The sequence below is a fragment of the Collinsella sp. zg1085 genome (assembly GCF_018889955.1).
Classification (GTDB): Bacteria; Actinomycetota; Coriobacteriia; order Coriobacteriales; family Coriobacteriaceae; genus Collinsella.
In genome coordinates this window covers 1,402,266-1,422,727 of record NZ_CP076545.1, presented here as the reverse complement: position 1 = coordinate 1,422,727, position 20,462 = coordinate 1,402,266, and the positions used below count along the sequence as shown (strand labels likewise).

Here is a 20,462-nt window from a genome sequence, read left to right as displayed (position 1 = left end):
GAAAGGAAGTGACATGGTGGGTAGCGGCAAGCTGTCTTATGCACAGGCAGCAACAGTAGGCGTAACACTGTTTTCGATGTTTTTCGGAGCAGGTAACCTTATTTTGCCTCCGTTATTGGGATTACAGGCAGGCACCGATATTATTCCGGCGCTCGGCGGCTTTTTACTCACTGGTATTGGGCTTCCTATTTTGGGCATTGTGGTTGTGGCTCTGGCAGGTACCGCGCGTGCCCTTACCGATCGCGTACATCCCGTCTACGGACGTCTGTTTGTTGCAGCGATTTATTTGTCAATAGGTCCGTGCCTCGCCATTCCCCGCACGTCATCAACTTCGTTTGAGATGTTGGCACCACTACTACCAGCAAATGTGCCGCTTGAAACAGCGCGTTTGGTATTCTCGTTGCTCTTTTTTGCTGTTGCATTTTTGCTTGCGCTTCGTCCGGGGCGCTTAACAAAGCTTTTGGGTCACATTACAGGACCGGCTTTAATATTGCTTATCATTGCGGTAACTATGGCGGCAGTGTTTGACCCTGTTGAGTCTGTTGGGGCAGCTCAAGCTCCCTATAATCAAGCGCCGCTTGCACAGGGTTTTCTCAAGGGCTATGAGACCATGGATTTGCTGGCATCATTGACCTTTGGCATTGTTATTGCAACTAATATCCGTGCTTTAGGCGTGACTGAGCCGAGTGCCGTGGCGCGTGAAATCTCGCGTGCAGGTGCTGTTGCGGGTATCATCATTGGGCTTATTTACTGTGGATTTGCCTTTACCGGTGTTCAACTCTCAACTGTTATTCCTGATGCAACTAATGGTGCTACGGTGCTCAGCACATCTGCGCAAATGCATTTTGGGCAGGTGGGTGTTGCTATTGCAGCGGCAATCTTCTTGCTGGCATGTTTGAATGTGTGCATTGGTTTAATTAGCTGCTGTGGAAGCTATTTTCAGGAGGAATTTCCGCGCACAAAATACCTTGCTTGGGCAGCTGGCTTTGCAATTTTCTCATGCGTAGTTTCTAACTTTGGTCTTGATACCATTTTGAAGTTCTCAGTTCCGCTGTTAAACGCTCTGTATCCGGTGTCAATCACCTTGGTGGTTATGGGATTATTTCATCGCTTTGCCGATCGGGTGGCATATCTATGGCCTGTCGTTATTGGTGTTGTGACTGTGGTAAGTGTGAGTATGAGTCTACGCAGTGCTCTAGCCTCTGAGCTGTGGATTCCTTTTGATATGCTGCCTTTGGTTGATGTGGGTCTTGAGTGGGTATTGCCAGCGGTGCTTGCTGCCGTGCTTTGCATAAGTGTTAACGTATTAAGGCGTACCTCAAAAAAGCAGCAGCTTGCTTAGCTTTCGCCGGCTTGTTTTTGTTGTTCAAGATAACAAGACAGGGCTTTATTCAGGCTCTCGCAGGGTATTTGCTTGCTAGCTTGTGGGAGTGTTGAATAAGCGGAGGGATTGTTAATAATTTATACAAATCGGGGCTGAATGGCTCCGGTTTTGTTTTCAGGTACTACGTGCTTGCGCTACAATACTGAACGCTCAGACGTGACAAGTTGAGTAGTAAAGCTACTTACATGCAAAGGAATGAGACTATGGGTTTATTTGATGTATTCAAAAAGAAAAATACCAATACACAGCCAAGTGTACCTGAGCCTGTGACATGTGAGCCGGGGGCATTTGAACTTGCTGCTCCGGTATGTGGTCGGTTGGTCAAGCTTGCCGAGGTGCCAGACCCGGTATTTTCAGCTGAGGTGCTTGGAAAAGGTTGTGCGGTGTGGCCTGATGATGATGTTGTATATGCGCCGGTGAGCGGTACTGTCACGGTAGTTATGGGTCATGCGGTTGGCATTACCAATCATGAGGGCGTTGAGGTGCTGGTGCATATTGGTATAGATACGGTAAGCATGAACGGCGATGGCTTTACTGGATTTGTACATCAGGGAGATACGGTAGTTGCAGGTCAGGCGCTTATTCGTATGGATCGTATAAAAATTGAGGCAGCAGGTCATCCAGATTGTGTCGTGATGCTTGTATCAAATTCAGCTAATTATGCTGATGTTGCCTTGGTGGCTAACCCAGAGACGCATGTTACTGCAGGCACAACAGTGCTTTCAGTATATCAAAATGATATTAAAGACATGTAACGAATTGCTATAAAATAATATTCATTCGTTCACAATATTTAGGCTTTTGAGCTGCACAGCTTTAATATAGCTCAATAAAGTATAAACGCCCTGTTTGTATCAGCAGGGCGTTTTTATGTATAGTGACGTGATATGCATTTTTATACTATAAATACTCATTTTTACAGAAAAAAGAAAATCATCATAGGTTTTTATAGATTTTAGTATGCTTTTAAACAAGGCTAGTGTATTTGTGGGAGGAGGGATATCCGATGCTCAAGATAACAATATAAGTTGCGTTGGTTAAGTTCTATATGTTTACAGTTGAGTATTATAAGGAAGGAGCTGGCTGGAATTCTAGTACAAGAACGTTGTATGCCGATATAAAATAAAAGTAAATTAGTTGCTTGAATTATAGGAGTGTGATTGACATGAATAAAAGGGTAAAGCAAATGGCAGCTGGTCTTATGGTGGCAGTGACACTTCTCGGCTGCACATGTACTTTGGTATTTGCTGGTGGCGCTCCCTCTACAGCTCAATATTTACCTGGTCCAACAGGGAAGACGGCAATACAATCTGAAACCGATATAAGCTTTAAGCACGGTAATGTTTTGCATGTGCGCTATACATGGGACAGTGAGACAAAGCAAATGTATAGCGTTGATTCTGTGTATCAACAAAAGACCGGTCATGGAGTATCGCACTTGGTATGGAGGCATCGCGCTGACCTTACACCTGATGGTTATGTATTTGGAATTACATACTACGTGGAAGGTGAGGGCTGGACATCAGATATTGTCCAACTAAAAGCAGGACAGTAAGGCATTTTGTTCGCTTGGAGAAAGGCCGTATATGCATAGGAAGCTTTGTGTACAAACAAGCAGCTAAAATCTAGCATTCGATTCCTCTGCGCACTGTATTTATTTCCGTGTGTTAGCAATGCTGGCACACGGATTCTTTTTGCTCTGTCTCATAAGCCGGTTTCTCGGCAATTGCTCAAGTGCCGGCATATGTCCACAGCTACTGCAAAACCCTGACTCTGAGTAGCGTTATACAAAACTGGCGATAATGTCTATCTCTCCTGCAAAGTTTAGGGTGCCAACATGCGCAGGCGCTATAAGATGGTCACCTTTTTGTACGGTTCGCTCGTTTATTTGACCACGCCCGGCAATAACCGAAAGACACATAAAGGGGTGCGTTTGCTCAATCTCTAACTTGCTAGAAACACGCAAAAGCTGCACGGTGTAGTTCTCATTTGACTCAAGCTCAGCTACACCTGCCGCTGCCTTGGCAAATGAAAGTCCTGCGGTAGGTGCTGGGCGATGATACGCAATAACCTCAAGGCTTTGTGCCACATGCAACTTACGAGGTTTTCCGTCAGCACCAAGACGGTCATAGTCATACACCCGATAGGTAATATCGCTTGACTGCTGTGTTTCTAAAATGAGGGTACCGGCCTTAATGGCATGTACCGTACCTGGGTCAATCTGAAAAAAATCACCAGGATGAATGGGTATTTCGTTGAGCAGCGATTTCCAATTTCCCGCTTTAGCTTGGCGTTCAAAGGCTTCACGTGAGCAGGCATGCTGACCAACAATAATAGTTGCATCATCAGCGCAATCAAGGATATACCAGCATTCACGCTTTCCAAGGCTGCCATGTTCATGTTGGGCAGCATAGGCATCATCGGGGTGAACCTGAATAGATAAATCTTGCTCGGCATCAATGATTTTAACGAGGAGCGGAAACTCAGGTGCATTACAGCCAGTAAATAGTTGTTCGCGATAGTCCCTCCAGAGTTCAGAGAGGAGCATGCCGTCAAACGCGCCACCTATGACGCGACAGTCACCATGGGGATGTGCAGAAATTGCCCAGCATTCACCGATGGCGCCATCAGGAATGTCGTAGCCAAAGGAATCTGCAAGGTTTCGACCGCCCCAAATCATTTCATGAAATACAGGCGCGCATGAAATTAGTGCGGTCTGAGCCGTCGGCTGCACCATCTAAACCTCCTTGAGATAACTTAGGCTGCCTGCGCATAATGCCAAGTCTGTAAGCACGTAAGTATAGACAGCTCAGCACCTAGGTCGTATCTGTTTCTCTCAATTGTGGTACAAGAAACAGATACGGCGCATGCCCGTGCGCGGCGTGCTAACCAAGTAACACCCGCGTTGCTGTTATTTGGTGCCGAAATTATTGTCACGCAGAGCGATATAAACTCACTCAGCTAATTGCATAACGCAATATAACAAGCACATGTATAAATGTGCATGATACACTTTTCCACGCTAAACAAGATGGCTTTCGTACACAGAAAAACTCATTTCAAATCATAAAGTTTCAATTGCTTTACTTGAATAAAGAATGCCAGATTAAGGGAATACATGAATACTGAATTATTAAATAGTGCATAAAACCAGGCAGATTTTTGAATAAATTTACAGCACTCTAATTTTACATATTCACAAAAAAATATGAATATAATATGCATATTATGCTAAAAATAGAGTACATAAGCCGCTGAGAAATTAGAAAAAATCCGCTTTGTTTCCGTTCACCTTCTAAAAGCTACCGTCCACCAAGAAAGCTATGCATTTTGTATAATCTTGTATGGTTACTGCGTACTATGAAGAGTGCCAGAGCGCCTAGGGGAGCGCTGACCGACTCGTTGAAGGGAAGGCGAGATGAAAGTACGTAATTTTGTACGAAGGGTAGCAGGGGGGGGCATGCTTGCGGCGTCGCTCATTATGGCGGCACCGTTGAACGCCTTGGCCTGTACCCAGGTTTATGTGGGTTCAGATCTCACGGCTAATGGTTCCACCTATGTGGGGCGCGCTGAAGACTGGAAACCGCGCTATGTAAAAGGCTTCGGCATTCAGGAGCGCATGGAAAACAAAGTGTTCCGTTCGTTTGAAAATGGTGACACGGTTGAGGGCTTTGAGTACACGCTACCCGGCACGTCATATCGCTACACCTATCTTCGCGACCTGCCATCGGAGTGGGATGCAGAAGATGATGAAGCGGCATCACGTGTCTATTCTGAGGCAGGTATCAACGAAAAGGGTGTAGCCGTTTCAGGCACCTTGACGCTTGACTATAATGAGCGAGCAAAAGCAGCTGACCCTAATGTTGCAACCGGTATTGGTGAGTACAACATGGGTGACTATGTGCTCTCAGTAGCCGATAACGCACGCGATGGTGTGCGTAAGCTCGGCAAGATTATTGACGAGCACGGCTCATTTGATCAAAACATGGTCATTATTGCAGATGCCAATGAGACGTGGCTGTTTTCACAGGTTTCTGGTCACCAGTGGTTTGCTATCAAAATGGCAAGCGATGTAGTATCGGTAAACCCCAACATTGGCCGTCTTCAGTACAAGGTAAACCTTGACGATGAGAATGCCTGTATTCACTCGGAAAACCTCGTAAAGCTTGCTCAAGAACATGGCTTCTTGGTTAAATATGAAGACGATACCCCTAATATCTTTGCAAGCTATGGTTTAGAAGACCCAGGTTCAGCGCAGTGGACGCGCTATGTTCAGGGTCATGCCTATTTTGGTGACGTGCTCAAAGAGGGTACCGACTATACGGTTAGCGCTAATGGTGAGGTAAGCTCCGTTGCTAATCCTCAGCTTACCTTTAAGCCGAGCGGCGACAAGATTGACACCTTTAAGGCACTGCGCGCACTTTGCGCCCGCGGAGAGCAAACGCCAAATCTCAACGCAAACCTCAATGCGTACCTCTACGCCATTGGTAACAATCGCACAACTGAAGCTCATTTGTTTGAGATTCGCAAGGGTCAACCGCAAGACATTGCTATTGTTCAGTGGCAGGCACTGTCTCGCTGCGAGTTTAGTGTGTATTTTCCCATTTATTCAGCGCTGTTAACCGAGGTTCCTGAGGAGTACTTCCCCGCATGGAACACCATCGACTCCGCTCACATGGGGGATGACGATAGTGTTACCGAGGCTATGAAGGATGAGCCGGGTAAGATTCTCGACTATGTCTTTATGGACATCAATACGCTTGCATACAACAACCGTGGTACCGTGGCTGAAGGTGCTCGTGCCTATCTGGACGCTGTTCAGCGCTCGATTATTGCGCAGCACAATGTTGTAGACGGTATTATGAAAAATACCGCCCCTGAAAAGCGTAGTGCACTTGCAAATCGTCTTTTTGACGAGGCAACTGAGGCGCTGTATGCCAAGGCAAAGGGTCTTTTGAACGAGATTCGTGCGTATATCAATGCTGGTGACTTCTCACAGAAGTTTAAGGCAAGCGATTTGGGTGAAGACGGTATGCTTCGCACGCCGCTTAACTACGCTGGTCACTTTGTTGAGCCGAGCTTTACTATGCAGCCTGCTTCGGCAAACTACAAGCTTGGCGATGCTGCGCAGCCTCTAATGGCTCACGCTGTGGTGCTTGAGGGCGTTGAAGGTGCCGATTCTACGGTTAGGTATCAATGGTATGAGGTTGGTGCTGCTGAGAATACTGGTGAGCGTGCCGCAAATAACAACGATCGCGCAATCGCTGGTTCAATGAGTGCAATGTTGCCTATTGATACGTCGATGGCAGGAACTCGCAGCTACTACGTTGTTGCTACCTCTGCTACTGGCTTAACAGCAGTTTCTGAAACGGCAACAGTTACTGTTTCAGAGAAAGAAGCAATTGAGACTCCCAATCCTGAGAAGGAGCCTGGTGTAACTCCCAAGAAAAAGGTAGTGGACGAGAAAAAGCCAGGCAATATGTCTCATAAGACGATGCCAAATAAAGCTAAAACTATGCTACCTAAGACGGGCGACTTTGTTGCTGGTGCCGTAAGCATCGTAGCTGCTCTTGGCGTTGTGGCTGCTGGTTCTGGCGTCGTGATGAACCGTCGTAAGAAGCGTTAAGTAATCTGTTTGTAGTAGCTTGCAGCAATACAATATGCAACAAAGAAACGGGCATCCAAGCGGGTGCCCGTTTTTCTTGCATAAAGCATGCACTCTTCGTCTGGTAAAGGCTTGAGCGGGTAAAAATCGTGCTAGGATACAGCTATCTGTGAGTTAAAAAACTGTGAGGAGTTTTATGAGTACCATCCTCGTAACCGGACACCAAAACCCAGATAACGACGCTATTATGTCGGCTGTTATGTTTGCGCAGCTCAAAAATCAGCTCAACGACGGAAATACCTATGTTCCGTGTCGTTTGGGACCGCTTCCTCGTGAGACTCAGCTTGTGCTCGAAAAGTGGGGCATTGAAGAGCCTCAGTTGCTTGAGAAGATTGAGCCCCCAGCAGAGGGCGAAGAGCCGGTTAAGCTTTATCTAACTGACCATAATGAGAGTGGTCAGTCAGTTCCAGGACGTGAGCATGCTCAGCTGTTGGGTCTTGTTGATCATCACCGCGTTGGCGATTTTGAAACTGCTCAGCCACCCTTTATGGTGGTGTTGCCGTGGGGGTCAAGCTGCACGGTCATCTCGTATCTCTTTGACGCATATGGCATTACCCCAACTGATGCTCAGGCGGCATGCTTGCTTGCAGCCATGATGACCGATACTGTTATGCTTAAAAGCCCAACAACCACTGATGTTGATCGCAAGTTTGCAGAGCGTCACGGCAAGCAACTTGGGGTTGACCCTGTTGAATATGGAAAAGAGATTTTTAAGAGCCGTGGGTCGGGTGATTTTACGCCTGAGCAAATGGTGCGTCGTGATATTAAATGCTTCCCCGTTAACGGTGCAGATTTGTATATTGGCCAGTATGAGACGGTCGATGGTGCCGCTGCGCTTGAACAACTTGCAGAGATTCGTGAGGCGATGGAAGCATATCGCCAAGAAAAACAGGCTGCTGGTGTGGTTCTGCTGATTACCGATATTTTGGAAGAGGGCTCTCAGGTGTTGCTCTGCGGTGATACTCAGGCAGCACAGGAGGGTCTGGGCATTACTGATGAGCCTGAGGGCGTTTGGATGCCAGGCGTTTTGTCGCGCAAGAAGCAGGTTGCAGCTCCAATTTTGGCGGTAGCACAGTAAGCAATCCCTCTTGAAATGTTGGCGCCTATGTATGTACGTGAGTTGTTTGCTGCATAGGGGCCTGCCGCACAAAGAGGCATGAAGTAGCAGCCAATCAGGCTAGTATCGTATAAGACACAGCCCGTGTAATGCGCGGGCTGTGTTGTATAGCAGTAAGGCCGTGTGCCGGGAAGGTGATATGGAAAACATTGAGCTTGTATATACCAACAAACAACAAAAGCGTCTGCGGCGCAAAAGCATGTATGAGGAGATTACCGATAACGGTACCATCGCTGCAGCTGTTATGGTGCTCGCGGCTGTAGCTGCGGTGATAGTTGCTAATTCTGATGCGTTTGAGCTGGTGCATCAGCTGCTTATGATGCCGTTTGGCGTGAACATAGGCACGCTTACATTGACCATGCCACTTGAGGTTTTTGTAAACGACTTTCTTATGGCGATTTTCTTTTTGTTGGTAGGTATTGAGCTTAAGTTTGAGATGACGGTTGGTGAGCTGCGCCAGCCCAAGCAGGCTCTCTTGCCCATGCTGGCAGCTGTTGGAGGCGTAGTTGCGCCGGCTGCCATCTATGCAGTGCTCAACAAAAGCGGTGCTATACATGGCTGGGCTATTCCTATGGCAACCGATATTGCCTTTGCATTAGGGGTTCTATCGCTGCTAGGCAATCGAGTTCCTGCTGGTGTACGTGTGTTTTTTAGCACGCTTGCCATTGCAGATGACCTGCTTGCCATTGTGGTTATTGCCCTGTTTTATGGCTCAAGTCCCGATTTTTTGTGGCTGGGTGCCGCTGCGGCTACTACCTTGGTGCTGTGGGCGCTTAACCATACGGAACACGTACGACTTGCGCCTTATATGGTACTGGGTCTAGTTCTGTGGTTTTGCCTGTTTCAATCGGGCGTACATGCAACCCTTGCAGGTGTTATCTTGGCGTTTTGCGTGCCCTCAGGTACGGGTTTGCGCTTATCGCGGCTTACAACATGGCTAGAGGATGCTGCCTTGCCTGAGCTGGAAGACAACTATGACGAGGACGCGCACGTTCTTGGTCAGCATGAGTTTACGGCAACGGCTGTTGAGCTTGAACGCACCATTCACCGTGTATCGCCGCCGTTGATTCGTCTGGAGCGCGCGATTGCAACACCGGTTAACTTCATTATTTTACCTATCTTTGCCTTTGTAAATGCACAGGTACGCTTGGTTGATGAGCCGCTGTTGGCACTGGCCATAGACCCTATCTCCATTGGAGTTTATCTGGGCATGTTGCTGGGTAAGCCGCTTGGTATTTTTAGTGTTACTGCCATTATGGTAACGACAAAGCTTGCTGAGTTGCCTGAACGCGTGAGCCTTGCGCATATTGCCGGGGTCGGGGTACTTGGCGGAATTGGTTTTACCATGTCAATCTTAATTGCAGGTCTTGCCTTTGCCGGTGAGCCTCATGAGATTCTTGCTGCTAAAGCAGCTATTTTAGCGGGTTCGGTTACGGCGGCGCTTGCAGGCTTGTTAATTATGCGTGTTGCCGTTGCACGCGCAGGACATGCTCTGGATGACAAGGGGGCTTAGCAGCGCACTTGAAGCGGGTGATGGGCTACCAGCTTGAAGATGCTGTGTCCATTGCTAGAGAACTGTCGTGTTGGTCTTTTGGGTGCACCGGGCTTAACTATGCTTTTTCGAGTCGTTCTTTGAGTTCTTCAATTTGCGTAATGCCTCTACCCATGCGTCGCATAGACTCATTGATTTTGCTTTGCACATACACATCTACAAAGACATTGTCTAAAAAGATGTCGATGCCGCTGATAAGCCCATCAAGGTCAAGGTCAAGCGCGGTGATATTCTGCATCTCCGTAGCTTCATGCATAAAACGTTGAACAGCTCCGCGTGCTTGCTCAAATTCTCTATTGGCTGCCCTAAGGCGTTGGTGCTTGATATATGAGCTCATCATGCCGCCTGCAAATATATCAAACAAGCCCCATTTTTTTGCTGATTTAAGAGCATCAAAACAACGCTTGAGATGTATAAGCGCCTCGTCAGCAGCTTTAATTGCTTCGTGTTTTCGTTGCACGTTGTTCTGTGAATAATTGCCGTATGTCATGGGTCAGCCCTGTTCTACTCTACGGTTCCGTATAGGTTGCCCCAGCCGTGTGCCGCTAATGCCGAATTAAGCTGGTCACACATGCGGCTTCGTTCATAGTTTCCCGGCGGAAGTAAACTTACGATTTCAAGCAGGTCATCGGGTAAGTCGAGGATTTCCGCTTGCACCATAACATCAAGCCGGTCAACTTGGTCATGTCCGGTATAAAGGCTATCAACCAAGCGCTGCAGCTCGCCAAAGGCTTCGGATTGAAAGGCAAATTGCTCCATTGAGTCATCCTTAACTTGTAGTTTCTCCATTCAATATAGCATGCTGCGCTTTTGAAACAGCGGAGGGCTATACTCCTGCAAAGGGAAAGCAGGACAAGTTTGGGCGTATGTTGTTTGGTGTAGCACATATAGACTTACACTATGCACAACAAGGCGCACGCCTGTTCTTGCATATGCTTCTGGCAGCTTCATGCTGCGCCTGAGATGTGTTCTAGGGCATGGTAGAAAGGAAAACCGGTGTCAAACATATATCAACAGATGACCGATGACGAACTTCGTGTGGCACGTGAGCGCTTGAGCTGCCAGGCTGATGAAATGAGGGCTCGTCATTTGGCGCTTGATATGGCGCGTGGCAAACCTTCTCCTGCTCAGGTTGATTTATCGCGTCCTATGCTTAGCATATTAGGCAGTGATGCAGATTTATTTGACGAGGGTATTGATTGCGCCAACTACGGCTGCTTTGAGGGGATTCCTTCTGCCCGCGCTCTTGGCGCTGAGCTTCTAGGCTGCTCGGCTGAGCAGTGCCTTGTGCTGGGTTCATCAAGTCTTTTAATTGAGCATGATATTTTGGCGATGTTTTGGCACTGCGGCACCGGTGGGGCTGAACCATGGGGTAGTTATAGCGCCGCGCATGACGGTGTTTTGCCGCAAGTGCTTTGCCCGGTTCCTGGATACGACCGCCACTTTGGCATTTCAGAAAACCTAGGTATGCTCAACATAGTGGTTCCCATGACAGAAACAGGTCCTGACATGGATGTGGTTGAGCGGCTGGTTGCTACAGATGATTCCATTAAAGCCATTTGGTGTGTTCCCAAGTATTCAAACCCAACTGGTATTACCTATAGCGACGAGGTTGTTCGTCGCTTGGTGAGCATGAAGACAGCGGCCCCCGATTTCAAAATTCTTTGGGATAACGCCTACTGTGTTCACGACCTCTACGATACGGGTGATGAGCTGGCAAACATCTTTGAGCTGGCGCGTGCTGCAGGTCATGAGGAGCGTGTGGTAGCCTTTGCATCTACATCAAAGATAAGCTTTCCTGGTTCGGGTATTGCTTTTGTGGGAGCATCCCATGAGCTTATTGCAGAGTTTTCGGCGTATATGAAGGCGGGCTTAATCAGTGCCGATAAACTCAATCAGCTTCGGCATACGCGCTTTTTGCCTACATCTGCAGCGCTGCGGGAACATATGGCTCAACACGCCGCGCTTTTGCGTCCGCGCTTTGAGCTGGTTGAAACCATGCTGTCAGAGGGCTTGAGCAATACTGGCTTAGCAACGTGGACGCATCCGCGTGGTGGCTATTTTGTGAGCTTTAACGGTCCTGTGGGGTCAGCGCGGCGCATTGTTGCCTTAGCCAAGGAATTAGGGGTTACCTTAACGCCTGCCGGTGCAACGTTTCCGGCTGGACAAGATTTCGCAGATTGCAATATTCGCATTGCTCCAAGCTATCCCTCACTTGAAGATTTACGGGCAGCACTTGAGGTGCTTGTGCTTGCAACACATGTGGTAGGTGCTGAACTTGCAGCTCAGGAGCGCGGTATTGCATAGGGTTCGCTTGGTTGCCCACGAGCCTTAACGGGCAAGCAAAGCTGTTTTACATATGCGCGAATATGTGCGACTGCCTTAGGTATATCTGTTTGACCGTATGAGTTACCGCGCAACTGTGTGGTTCTTTTTCAAGGCAGGCGGCATTTATTCTGCTGTCCCTTTCATGATGATAGGGAGGTTTGCTTAGGTACTCTTGTGTGCATCGGTACAATGGAGCGCACATAACAACGTGGATAGTACGTGGTATGGAGGAACTTGATGGAGCTGTCAATTCAAACTACACCGTCGCCTGAGACCTATGGCATCGTCGTTTCAGGCGAAATTGATATTTCTAATGCCGACCAGCTGCGCAATGCTATTAACCTAGCGCTTGAGCAGCCAACCGACCGTGTTGAGCTTAATTTTTCAGGTGTGAGCTATATCGATTCAACTGGTATTGGTGTGTTGGTGGGCGCAGCTCATCACGCTGAGGAGCGTGCGCGGGGCTTCGCAATTGTTCATGCGCAGGCCAATGTAGCGCGTGTTGCTCAATTGCTTGGTGTCGCTGATGAGATTGGCATTTCAGCAGAGTAGAGGCTGCCTTGTTCGCTTGGGCGCAGTGATGCGCGAAGCGGGTTATAATGGGCAAATTGCATGTATGTTTAAGCTCTAGGTGAGGGTTTAATCATTGAGGCACCCGGAGGTCTGAGTGTTTGGCATAGGTTCAACTGAGCTGGTGATTATTTTAGTCTTCGGCTTTCTTTTGTTTGGTCCTGATAAGTTGCCGCAGATGGGTCGCACGCTGGGGCGTGCGCTGCGTCAATTTAGAGAGACGCAGGAGAAGATGACTACCATGGTGCAGTCTGAGGTAATTGACCCCATGACTGAGGTGGTTGGGGATCCGCTCAAAACGGTGAGTGCTGCAGTTGCTGGTGCCACGCAAAAAGACCTCGATGCCGACGCTGACATTGAACCCGAGAAAAAATCGCGTTCGACTGAGACCTTTGCGGAGCGACGTGCTCGTTTAGCCGCTGAGAAAGCAGCGCAAGAGGCAGGGGAACCATCTGGGGTGCGTACAGATTTGGAGGCACACGAGTCAGCTGGTGAGACATCTGAGCTAGGTGAGGGAGCTGAGAAGGTTGAAGCAGGCGCGCCAGCGTCTCAAGCTGCTGAGGCTAAGAGCGTGTTGCCCGGTGATGCAGCCTCTCAAGAAGCGTTAAGTTCTGCGGGTGATTCTGTTCAAGCTGCAGAGGATTCAGCTGCGCGTACTGCTGCAGTACCCGATGTTCAGCAAGTTGAGATTCAAACAACTGAAGATTTGTATGCCCGTCGCCGCCCGCGTCGGCGTCCAGTTGCAGGAACTACTAAAGACGAACAGCTTTCTGTTGCAGGCGCTTCGGGTGGCTCAAGTAGCTCAGGGGCTCAGCCTTCTGTGGCTGCAACGGAAGAAGAAGCTCCTGTTGAGGACATGCAACCCAAAGCTACATCAGAAGAAGGAGGTGAGCAGTAATGCCCATCGGACCCGCGCGTATGCCCTTGCTTGATCACCTTGGTGAGCTGCGTCGACGCATGACCATTGTGGTGGTTTCTCTGCTGGCAGCAACGATTGTGCTTTACTTTGCTGCTCCTGTCATTGTTGATATTCTTAAAGAACCTATTCGCCCCTATTTACAACCGGGTGAAGACCTTTCGCTGCTCGGCTCTCTGAGCGGTTTCTCAATTAAATTTGGCGTAGCCCTACGAAGCGCTATCATTATGTGTACGCCCATGATTTTGTGGCAAATTCTGGCCTTCTTTTTGCCAGCACTTAAACCTAAAGAGCGCAAATGGGTGGTTCCAACAATTTTTGCCGCCGTGGCTCTGTTCTTTATTGGTTTGATTTTTTGTTACTTCATCATCGCGCCTGCTGCTTTTGAGTGGTTGATTGAGGAGAGTCGTTCAGTAGCTCATGTAATACCTGAGCTTAAAGACTATATCGACATTGAAATTCTGCTCATGATTGGATTTGGCATCGGTTTTGAGCTGCCACTCATTGTGTTTTATCTCGCGGTATTTCATATTGTTCCCTATGCAAGTTTTCGTGCCGCATGGCGTTATATCTATGTCATTATGCTGGTGGTCTCGGCATCGGTTACCCCTGATGCAAGCCCAGTTACCTTGATGTTTATGTATGCAGCCATGCTGTCGCTGTACGAGATTTCACTGCTGGTGACGCGCCTCATTATTGTGATGCGCGAAGGTAAGGCAGGTCTTACCGGTAGCCGGCTCGATTTTCTAAAGAGCGATGACGAGGACGAAGGCGAGTAGGCTCGTTGTATGCTTGTGTAGCTAATCTACTCGGTTGCAACGTTAATCTACTTGCATGAATTACTACGCAACATGGACATCTGTCACTTTGGCAAAACTGACGAATTTGTACTCTCTATAACCCAGCGGGTTAGTATTTTATTTACAAAGCTGCAGGTAGATGATTCGCGCGTAAAGTGACAGTTGTCGCTTTATGCCAAATTCGTCAAAACTGACAGATTTTTGCGTCAAATTAGTCATTTTTGCCAAAGCGACAGGTGTAGCTTATTCAATCAAATATACATAGTTTTGTCGGTGAGCGGAGCGTGTATCTCCGTGAGCGGTATGTAGAGGCTTTTACGGGGACGTTTACCAGTGTCTTTGCAGCTTTATGCTATGTTTTTATCAAAGAAGTAAGCAGGTTCTATGTCGTGCTTCGTTTATTTGGCGCGCTAAGGTTACGCCTTCAAACGGAGTTATGACACCAATATTTGATGCATTACCCACGTAACGTATCGATATGAAACAGTTGTACCTCGAAGATAGGAACACGTATGCAAGGTTGTCGGCGTAGCGTTTTATCTGTTCATGGCATAGTTCGAGGTGGGCTTTTGCTGCTTCTTGCATCGTCGCTAAGCTTGATGTCGCTCTTTACAGTACCTGTTATGGCATTTGCTCAGAATCAAGCGCCGTCTGCCCATCGTGTTTTTGCAGCTATCGCGGCTCCGCGCACAAGGGCTGAAGAGGCGCCGTCTGTTCGTTCTGCGACGTCAACACAGATGAGCTCTGCTCCTGAGCGCTTTTATATCAACCGAGTTAGCAATCCAGACATGCGCACCCAAAACTTCGATGGCAACTGGAAGTTTAAGCTCGGCGATGCTTCCGGTGCTGAGAACCCTTCGTTTGATGACTCTGCTTGGGAGCATATTAATCTTCCGCATGACTACAGTATCGACCAAGAGCGTACACGGGCTGGTGAGGCAGAAAGTTCCTATCTTTTGGGCGGCATTGGCTGGTATCGCAAAGCCTTTGAGGTAGGAAAAGAGCTTGCGGGTAAGCGCTTGCGCATCGACTTTGACGGTATTTATATGGATGCCACGGTCTATGTGAACGGCAAGAAGCTCGCTACGCACCCGTATGGCTATTCACCCTTTGGCATCGACATTACCAGCGAGGTAAAGGTAGGCGCTCAGAATTTTATCGCAGTGAGCGTGAATCATCAGACGCCTTCTAGCCGTTGGTACTCGGGGTCGGGTATTGGTCGTACGGTCGAGCTGGTGGTGACCGACCAGGTGCATGTTAGCAAAGATGGCGTGGTTGTGACTACGCCTGAGCTTGCAGCAGGCAAGACACAAAACGTACGAACCCATCTTGCAACAACTGTGGAGAATGGCAGCACCGCGCCGGCAAGCGTCACACTTGAACAGTCGATTTTCAAGGTTGGTGGTGACCCGGCAGCACCTATCGTTACTAACACCGCGCAGGCGGTTGAGATTGCCGCCGCTGGGCGTGCCGTCATTGAGACTAATCTTATTGCACCTGCGCCTGAGCTTTGGAGCACGGCGAGCCCCAATCTTTATACCGTGCGCACGCAGGTGAAGGTTAACGGTGTCGTTGTTGATACCTACGATACAGAGTTTGGCTATCGCTTTTTTAGCTTCGATGCTAACGAGGGATTCCTTCTCAATGGCGAGCACATAAAGCTCAAGGGCGTTTGTCTGCATAACGACCAGGGCGCGCTTGGTTCCGTAGATACCGAAGCGGCGCTTCGTCGTCAGGTGCGTATTCTCAAGGATATGGGTGCAAACTCCATCCGCACATCCCACAACACGCCGCCGCGTGCGCTCGTCAAAATCTGTAATGAGGAAGGTATCCTCTTGGACCTTGAGGTTTTCGATGGGTGGACGGCCGATAAAAACGGCAACGTGAACGATTACGCGCGCTTCTTTAATAAGGCGATTGGTGAGACCCGGCTTGAGGGCGCTAAGAGTTCGATGACCTGGGCGGAGTTTGACCTTAAGCAGAGTATTGCCCGCGATATAAATGCCCCGTCAATCATTATGTGGTCGGTGGGCAACGAGATGATTACCGGTGCTTCTCGGGGCTTTGATGCCACGGCGCACGAGAGCCTGCTGCGCTGGGTTGGTGAGGCTGACCGTACACGTCCTGTCACGCTCGGCGATAATCAGCTCCTCTCCGGCCGTCAAACCTATAACCCGCAAAAAACTCACGAGGCTGGCGGCATAATTGGCATCAACTATTCCAGTCTGAACAACTACGACAATCAACACCGGCTCCATCCCGATTGGCGCTTCTACGGCTCCGAGACGGCGTCTGCGGTGAACAGCCGTGGCGTGTATAGCACACAGGGTAGTATGGTGGACGCAGGTGGCATGCAACTTACCTCATACGACACCTCAGCTGTGAGCTGGGGACATGTTGCCTCCCAGGCTTGGTATGCCACGATTGCTCGCGACTTTGTAGCTGGCGAGTATGTGTGGACTGGCTTTGATTATCTGGGTGAACCGACGCCCTGGAACGGTGTTGCTGCGGGCAGCACGGACCGAAACCCATCTTGGCCGTCTCCCAAGAGCTCGTACTTTGGCATTATTGACACGGCAGGCCTACCTAAGGATTCGTTCTACTTTTATCAGTCTCAGTGGAATGACGCTAAGCATACACTGCACATTCTCCCAGTATGGAACGAGGAGCTGGTGGTTAAGCGGGGAGCCGACAAGCGGGTACCTGTGGTGGTGTACACCGACGCACCGGCTGTTGAGCTTTGGCTGAGAACTGCAGATGGCACAGAAAAGCTGGTAGGTGCGCGAAAGCAATTCACTAAGAAAACGACACCGGCCGGCTATGAATACCAGATTTTTGGGGAGAACTCTACAAACCATCGGGATTTGTATCTTACGTGGGATGTTCCCTTTGAAGCTGGCACGCTTTATGCTAAGGCCTTCGATGCGCAGGGAAACCCTATTGACACCGCAGGTAGCGAGTGGGACGGTCGCAAAAGTGTATCTAGCGCGGGTCCGGCAAAGCGCCTCTTAATTGAAGCGGATCGAAGTTCCATCAGCGCCAACGGTGACGACCTCTCTTACCTGACCGTGAGTATTCTCGATGCTGAGGGACGCATGGTGCCCGACGCTACCAACCGCGTGACGTTTTCGGTGGAGGGCGCTGGCACGCTTGCGGGTGTGGACAACGGTTCTTCCCCCGATCACCAATCTTTCCGTGACAGTAACCGCGCAGCTCATGCGGGGCAGCTTGTGGGTATTGTCCGTGCGAATACCGCAGGCGGAACTCTTAGAGTGACGGCACGTGCTGAGGGCCTTGAGAGCGCGACTGCAACTATTGCGGTTGCGCCTGTTAGTGGGCCTTCTGCTGAAAAGGCGGTTGACAACGTTAAGTTTTCTCGTTTCCACTATGTGAAGCGCGGCTCTGAGCTGGAGCTTCCAAAAACCGCCGAGGTCACCTATGTGGATGGGTCGGTTACAGGCGCGGAGGAGATTACTTGGGACGAAGTGAATCCTGCCTTGCTTGGTGAGCTTGGCACCTTTACGGTGAACGGGACGGTTGCCGGAGCACAGATTGAGGCCACGGTGCTTGTGCTTGATAACGTTGCCGCCATGCTTAACTACTCTGCGATGGTCCCAGCAGGTCAAGTGCCCATTATGCCCGATGCGCGCCCAGCGGTTATGGCTGACGGCCAAATCTTGAACGTAAGCTTTCCGGTGACCTGGAAGATGCCCACCGCCGATGCATTTAAGACCGAGGGGGTCGTTTATATTGATGGTACGGCCAATGTGTTTGGCGTTGATGTGGCGGTACATGCGAAAATCCGCGTTGAGCGCGAGAGGGTTTCTGTGGGTGAAAACGTAGCCCACAAGAGCAATGCTACGCTCTCTGAGCTTACGCAGAGCGTACCTGAGGGGTTACAGTCAGATTCGCTTAGTGCGGTGAACGACGGTGACACAGCCTACACAAGCGCGGGTTCGGGCGGCAGCAATAGGCGCTGGACTAACTACGCGTTTGCTCAAGCGGACGCCAATAACACGCGCTCAAGCATTACGTTTCGCTATAACACGCAGACGCGTTTTGCACAGGCGAGGGTGCATTTCTTTACCGACGACTACACGGCATATTATCCCGATGCTGGAACCACCAAGATGTATATTTCGGCCGACGGCACGGAAGGGAGCTGGACTGAGGTTCCCGTGCGGGAGACCATCACCGATGTTTCGCAAAACGTGAAGCGCTATACCCTCGATTTTGACCCGGTTGCTGCAACGTTTGTCAAACTTGAATTTAAGAACCCGGCAGGGCAACCTGCTGCAGGAGGCAGGTTCCGCAAGTGTATTGGAATTACAGAGATTGAGCTTATGAAGGCTGAGGGTAGCTATAGCATCGGATCTGCAGCTGCACTTGAGAGCCTTGCGGTCAACGGACAGGTAGCGCCAAAGACAGCTCTTGGGCGCGGCGCGTTTGAAACTCGTGCCCTCATGGCCGAGGTAGCGGCTACAGGCAAGGACAACGCTGCGGTTACGGTACTTCCTGCTTATAACGACGAGATAAAGATTTTGCTTGAGTCTGAGGACCACAGCAAGATGAGCTCATTTAGCATCAAGCTCAATACGGCCCCAGAGAAACACCTTGAGGATTATGACTATCCGGTTGATAATCTCAAACTCTCTGCGGGCACCGAAAAGAACCCGCCTGCCGGTAACGATGGACCGATTGCCTACGCGTTCGATGGCAACGAGGCCACGATGTGGCATGGTGCCTATGATAATACTGACGCAGGAAAACTCTGGGCAGTCATGGAGCTCAAAAAGCCTGCGAGCGTCTTTGGTCTTCGTTACTTGCCCCGCGCAGACGGCAGCAATGGTACGGTGAGTGAGTATCTGGTGCAGTATAGCGATGACGGTACCACTTGGAAAAATGCTGCCACGGGCACCTGGGATACCGGGGCAGGGTGGAAGATAGCAAGCTTTGACAAGCCTGTATCTGCGCGCTTTATTCGCTTCACAGGGCTTGAAACGGTGTCCCTTGTGGCAGATAGGCGGTTTATCTCGGCTGCAGAGCTTCGCCTGAGTGCTGCGGCTCCAACAGTCGACATTGCTGATGCTGAACAGGTTGCGATTAAGGTTCCTTCTGTCGTCACGGTTGACCGGATTGATGGAGAACACCCTGTAGGCGCGATGGAGCTCGACGAGCGAGTTACACACGGCGACAAGACGCTTGTGTATGGCATGGATTATCTGCTCTCGTTTGCAAACAACACTGCTCAAGGCACTGCGACGGTGACTATTGAAGGCATTGGTGCGTATTCGGGGACGGTTACGCGAACCTTCAAAATTGAGAAAGCTGAGCCGGTACTTGCCGGTATTGCCGTGAAGACTGCACCAACTAAGACCGTGTATACGGAGGGCGAGACACTCAACCCCGCTGGTCTTGTACTTGCACTCACCATGAGTGACGGCACGGTGTCCAATGTCGCGTATGATGCGGATACCGCAGGCTCGTTTGGTTTTAATCCAGTACTTACTACGGTGCTCACGGCTGCCGATAACCTAGACTTTACCGTTTCCTATGGTGGAAAAACGGCGGTGTTCTCGGTGAGTGTGATGGCACATGGGACTCAGGTTGACCCGCAGCCGGGAGAGGCAACACCAGGTTCTAGTTCTGGGGAGATTGCCACGCCTAACCCTGGCACAGAGCCCGGTCAAGATATTCCCGCGCCGCCAAAGTCTGGCACCGGTGCTGGTGTTGTTACCCAGCCGAATTCAACGGTTAAGCCGGGCTTGCATGCGCGAAAGAACGCTCGCAGTCTTCCGTCAACGGGCGATTTGTTAACAGTGACCATTGGTCTTTCCGGGGCAGCCGTTGTAGTGTTCGGGGTTGCCATGATGATTCGCCGTTGGCGCGGCTTGTCTGAAAGGAGATAGGGCATCTCAAAAGGGTGTGCGCACACGTAAAATGGTCAAGGGTCGCTTTGGCAAAAATGACGAAAAAGTACTCTCTATAACCCAGCGGGTTAGTATTTGATTTATAAAGCTGCAGGTAGATGAGCTGCGCGTAAAGCTACAGGTGTCTCTTTACGCCAAATTCGTCAAAAATGACAGTTTTCTGCGTCAAATTAGTCATTTTTGCCAAAGCGACAGGTGTA

General features: G+C 49.7%; 14 protein-coding genes. 11 read left to right on the top strand and 3 right to left on the bottom strand.

Going from position 1 to position 20,462, the window contains the following annotated elements; genetic code table 11:
• Positions 1-13: 13 nt before the first annotated feature.
• The 3 genes from brnQ to KPC83_RS06000 all read left to right on the top strand — a co-directional run bounded on the left by brnQ (position 14) and on the right by KPC83_RS06000 (position 2,939).
• A complete protein-coding gene (brnQ, locus tag KPC83_RS06010) occupies positions 14-1,342 on the top strand; it encodes a branched-chain amino acid transport system II carrier protein (protein ID WP_216278356.1) in 1,329 nt (442 codons plus the stop codon).
• Between the two features lie 245 nt (positions 1,343-1,587).
• The gene (locus KPC83_RS06005; protein ID WP_216278355.1) at positions 1,588-2,139 is read left to right on the top strand and encodes a PTS glucose transporter subunit IIA; all 552 of its coding nucleotides are present in this window, start codon (positions 1,588-1,590) and stop codon (positions 2,137-2,139) included.
• Between the two features lie 410 nt (positions 2,140-2,549).
• Positions 2,550-2,939, top strand: coding sequence for a hypothetical protein (locus KPC83_RS06000; RefSeq protein WP_216278354.1), 390 nt, complete (start codon positions 2,550-2,552; stop codon positions 2,937-2,939).
• Between the two features lie 228 nt (positions 2,940-3,167).
• Here the strand turns inward: KPC83_RS06000 and KPC83_RS05995 are convergent, their stop codons facing one another.
• A complete protein-coding gene (locus KPC83_RS05995; RefSeq protein ID WP_216278353.1) occupies positions 3,168-4,121 on the bottom strand; it encodes a type I phosphomannose isomerase catalytic subunit in 954 nt (317 codons plus the stop codon).
• A gap of 723 nt (positions 4,122-4,844) precedes the next feature.
• Between KPC83_RS05995 and KPC83_RS05990 the strand changes: the two genes are divergently transcribed.
• The 3 genes from KPC83_RS05990 (at position 4,845) to nhaA (ending at position 9,679) form a co-directional block, all read left to right on the top strand.
• The gene (locus tag KPC83_RS05990; RefSeq protein WP_216278352.1) at positions 4,845-7,010 is read left to right on the top strand and encodes a C69 family dipeptidase; all 2,166 of its coding nucleotides are present in this window, start codon (positions 4,845-4,847) and stop codon (positions 7,008-7,010) included.
• Between the two features lie 175 nt (positions 7,011-7,185).
• Positions 7,186-8,127: a DHHA2 domain-containing protein gene (locus KPC83_RS05985; protein ID WP_216278351.1), complete on the top strand. Its 942-nt coding sequence runs from the start codon at positions 7,186-7,188 to the stop codon at positions 8,125-8,127.
• Positions 8,128-8,305: 178 nt separating this feature from the next.
• Positions 8,306-9,679, top strand: a complete 1,374-nt coding sequence (gene nhaA, locus KPC83_RS05980) for a Na+/H+ antiporter NhaA (RefSeq protein ID WP_216278350.1) — start codon at positions 8,306-8,308, stop codon at positions 9,677-9,679.
• Between the two features lie 97 nt (positions 9,680-9,776).
• Here nhaA and KPC83_RS05975 read toward each other — a convergent pair whose 3' ends face one another.
• Together KPC83_RS05975 and KPC83_RS05970 are read right to left on the bottom strand one after the other, a co-directional pair.
• On the bottom strand, positions 9,777-10,178 hold the full coding sequence (locus KPC83_RS05975) for a hypothetical protein (protein ID WP_216278349.1): 402 nt from the start codon (positions 10,176-10,178) through the stop codon (positions 9,777-9,779).
• Between the two features lie 44 nt (positions 10,179-10,222).
• A complete protein-coding gene (locus tag KPC83_RS05970; RefSeq protein WP_216278348.1) occupies positions 10,223-10,477 on the bottom strand; it encodes a hypothetical protein in 255 nt (84 codons plus the stop codon).
• A gap of 237 nt (positions 10,478-10,714) precedes the next feature.
• On the opposite strand from KPC83_RS05970, the gene KPC83_RS05965 reads away from it, so the two are divergent.
• The 5 genes from KPC83_RS05965 (at position 10,715) to KPC83_RS05945 (ending at position 20,241) form a co-directional block, all read left to right on the top strand.
• A complete protein-coding gene (locus KPC83_RS05965; RefSeq protein WP_216278347.1) occupies positions 10,715-12,025 on the top strand; it encodes a PLP-dependent aminotransferase family protein in 1,311 nt (436 codons plus the stop codon).
• Positions 12,026-12,283: 258 nt separating this feature from the next.
• On the top strand, positions 12,284-12,598 hold the full coding sequence (locus KPC83_RS05960) for an STAS domain-containing protein (RefSeq protein ID WP_216278346.1): 315 nt from the start codon (positions 12,284-12,286) through the stop codon (positions 12,596-12,598).
• A gap of 115 nt (positions 12,599-12,713) precedes the next feature.
• Positions 12,714-13,514 carry a twin-arginine translocase TatA/TatE family subunit gene (locus KPC83_RS05955; RefSeq protein ID WP_216278345.1) on the top strand — a complete coding sequence of 267 codons (801 nt, stop codon included), beginning with the start codon at positions 12,714-12,716 and terminating at the stop codon, positions 13,512-13,514.
• Positions 13,514-14,311, top strand: coding sequence for a twin-arginine translocase subunit TatC (gene tatC, locus KPC83_RS05950; RefSeq protein WP_216278344.1), 798 nt, complete (start codon positions 13,514-13,516; stop codon positions 14,309-14,311). Before KPC83_RS05955 ends, tatC begins: the two co-directional genes overlap by 1 nt.
• Positions 14,312-14,844: 533 nt before the next feature.
• Positions 14,845-20,241 carry a discoidin domain-containing protein gene (locus tag KPC83_RS05945; protein WP_216278343.1) on the top strand — a complete coding sequence of 1,799 codons (5,397 nt, stop codon included), beginning with the start codon at positions 14,845-14,847 and terminating at the stop codon, positions 20,239-20,241.
• Positions 20,242-20,462 lie beyond the last annotated feature (221 nt).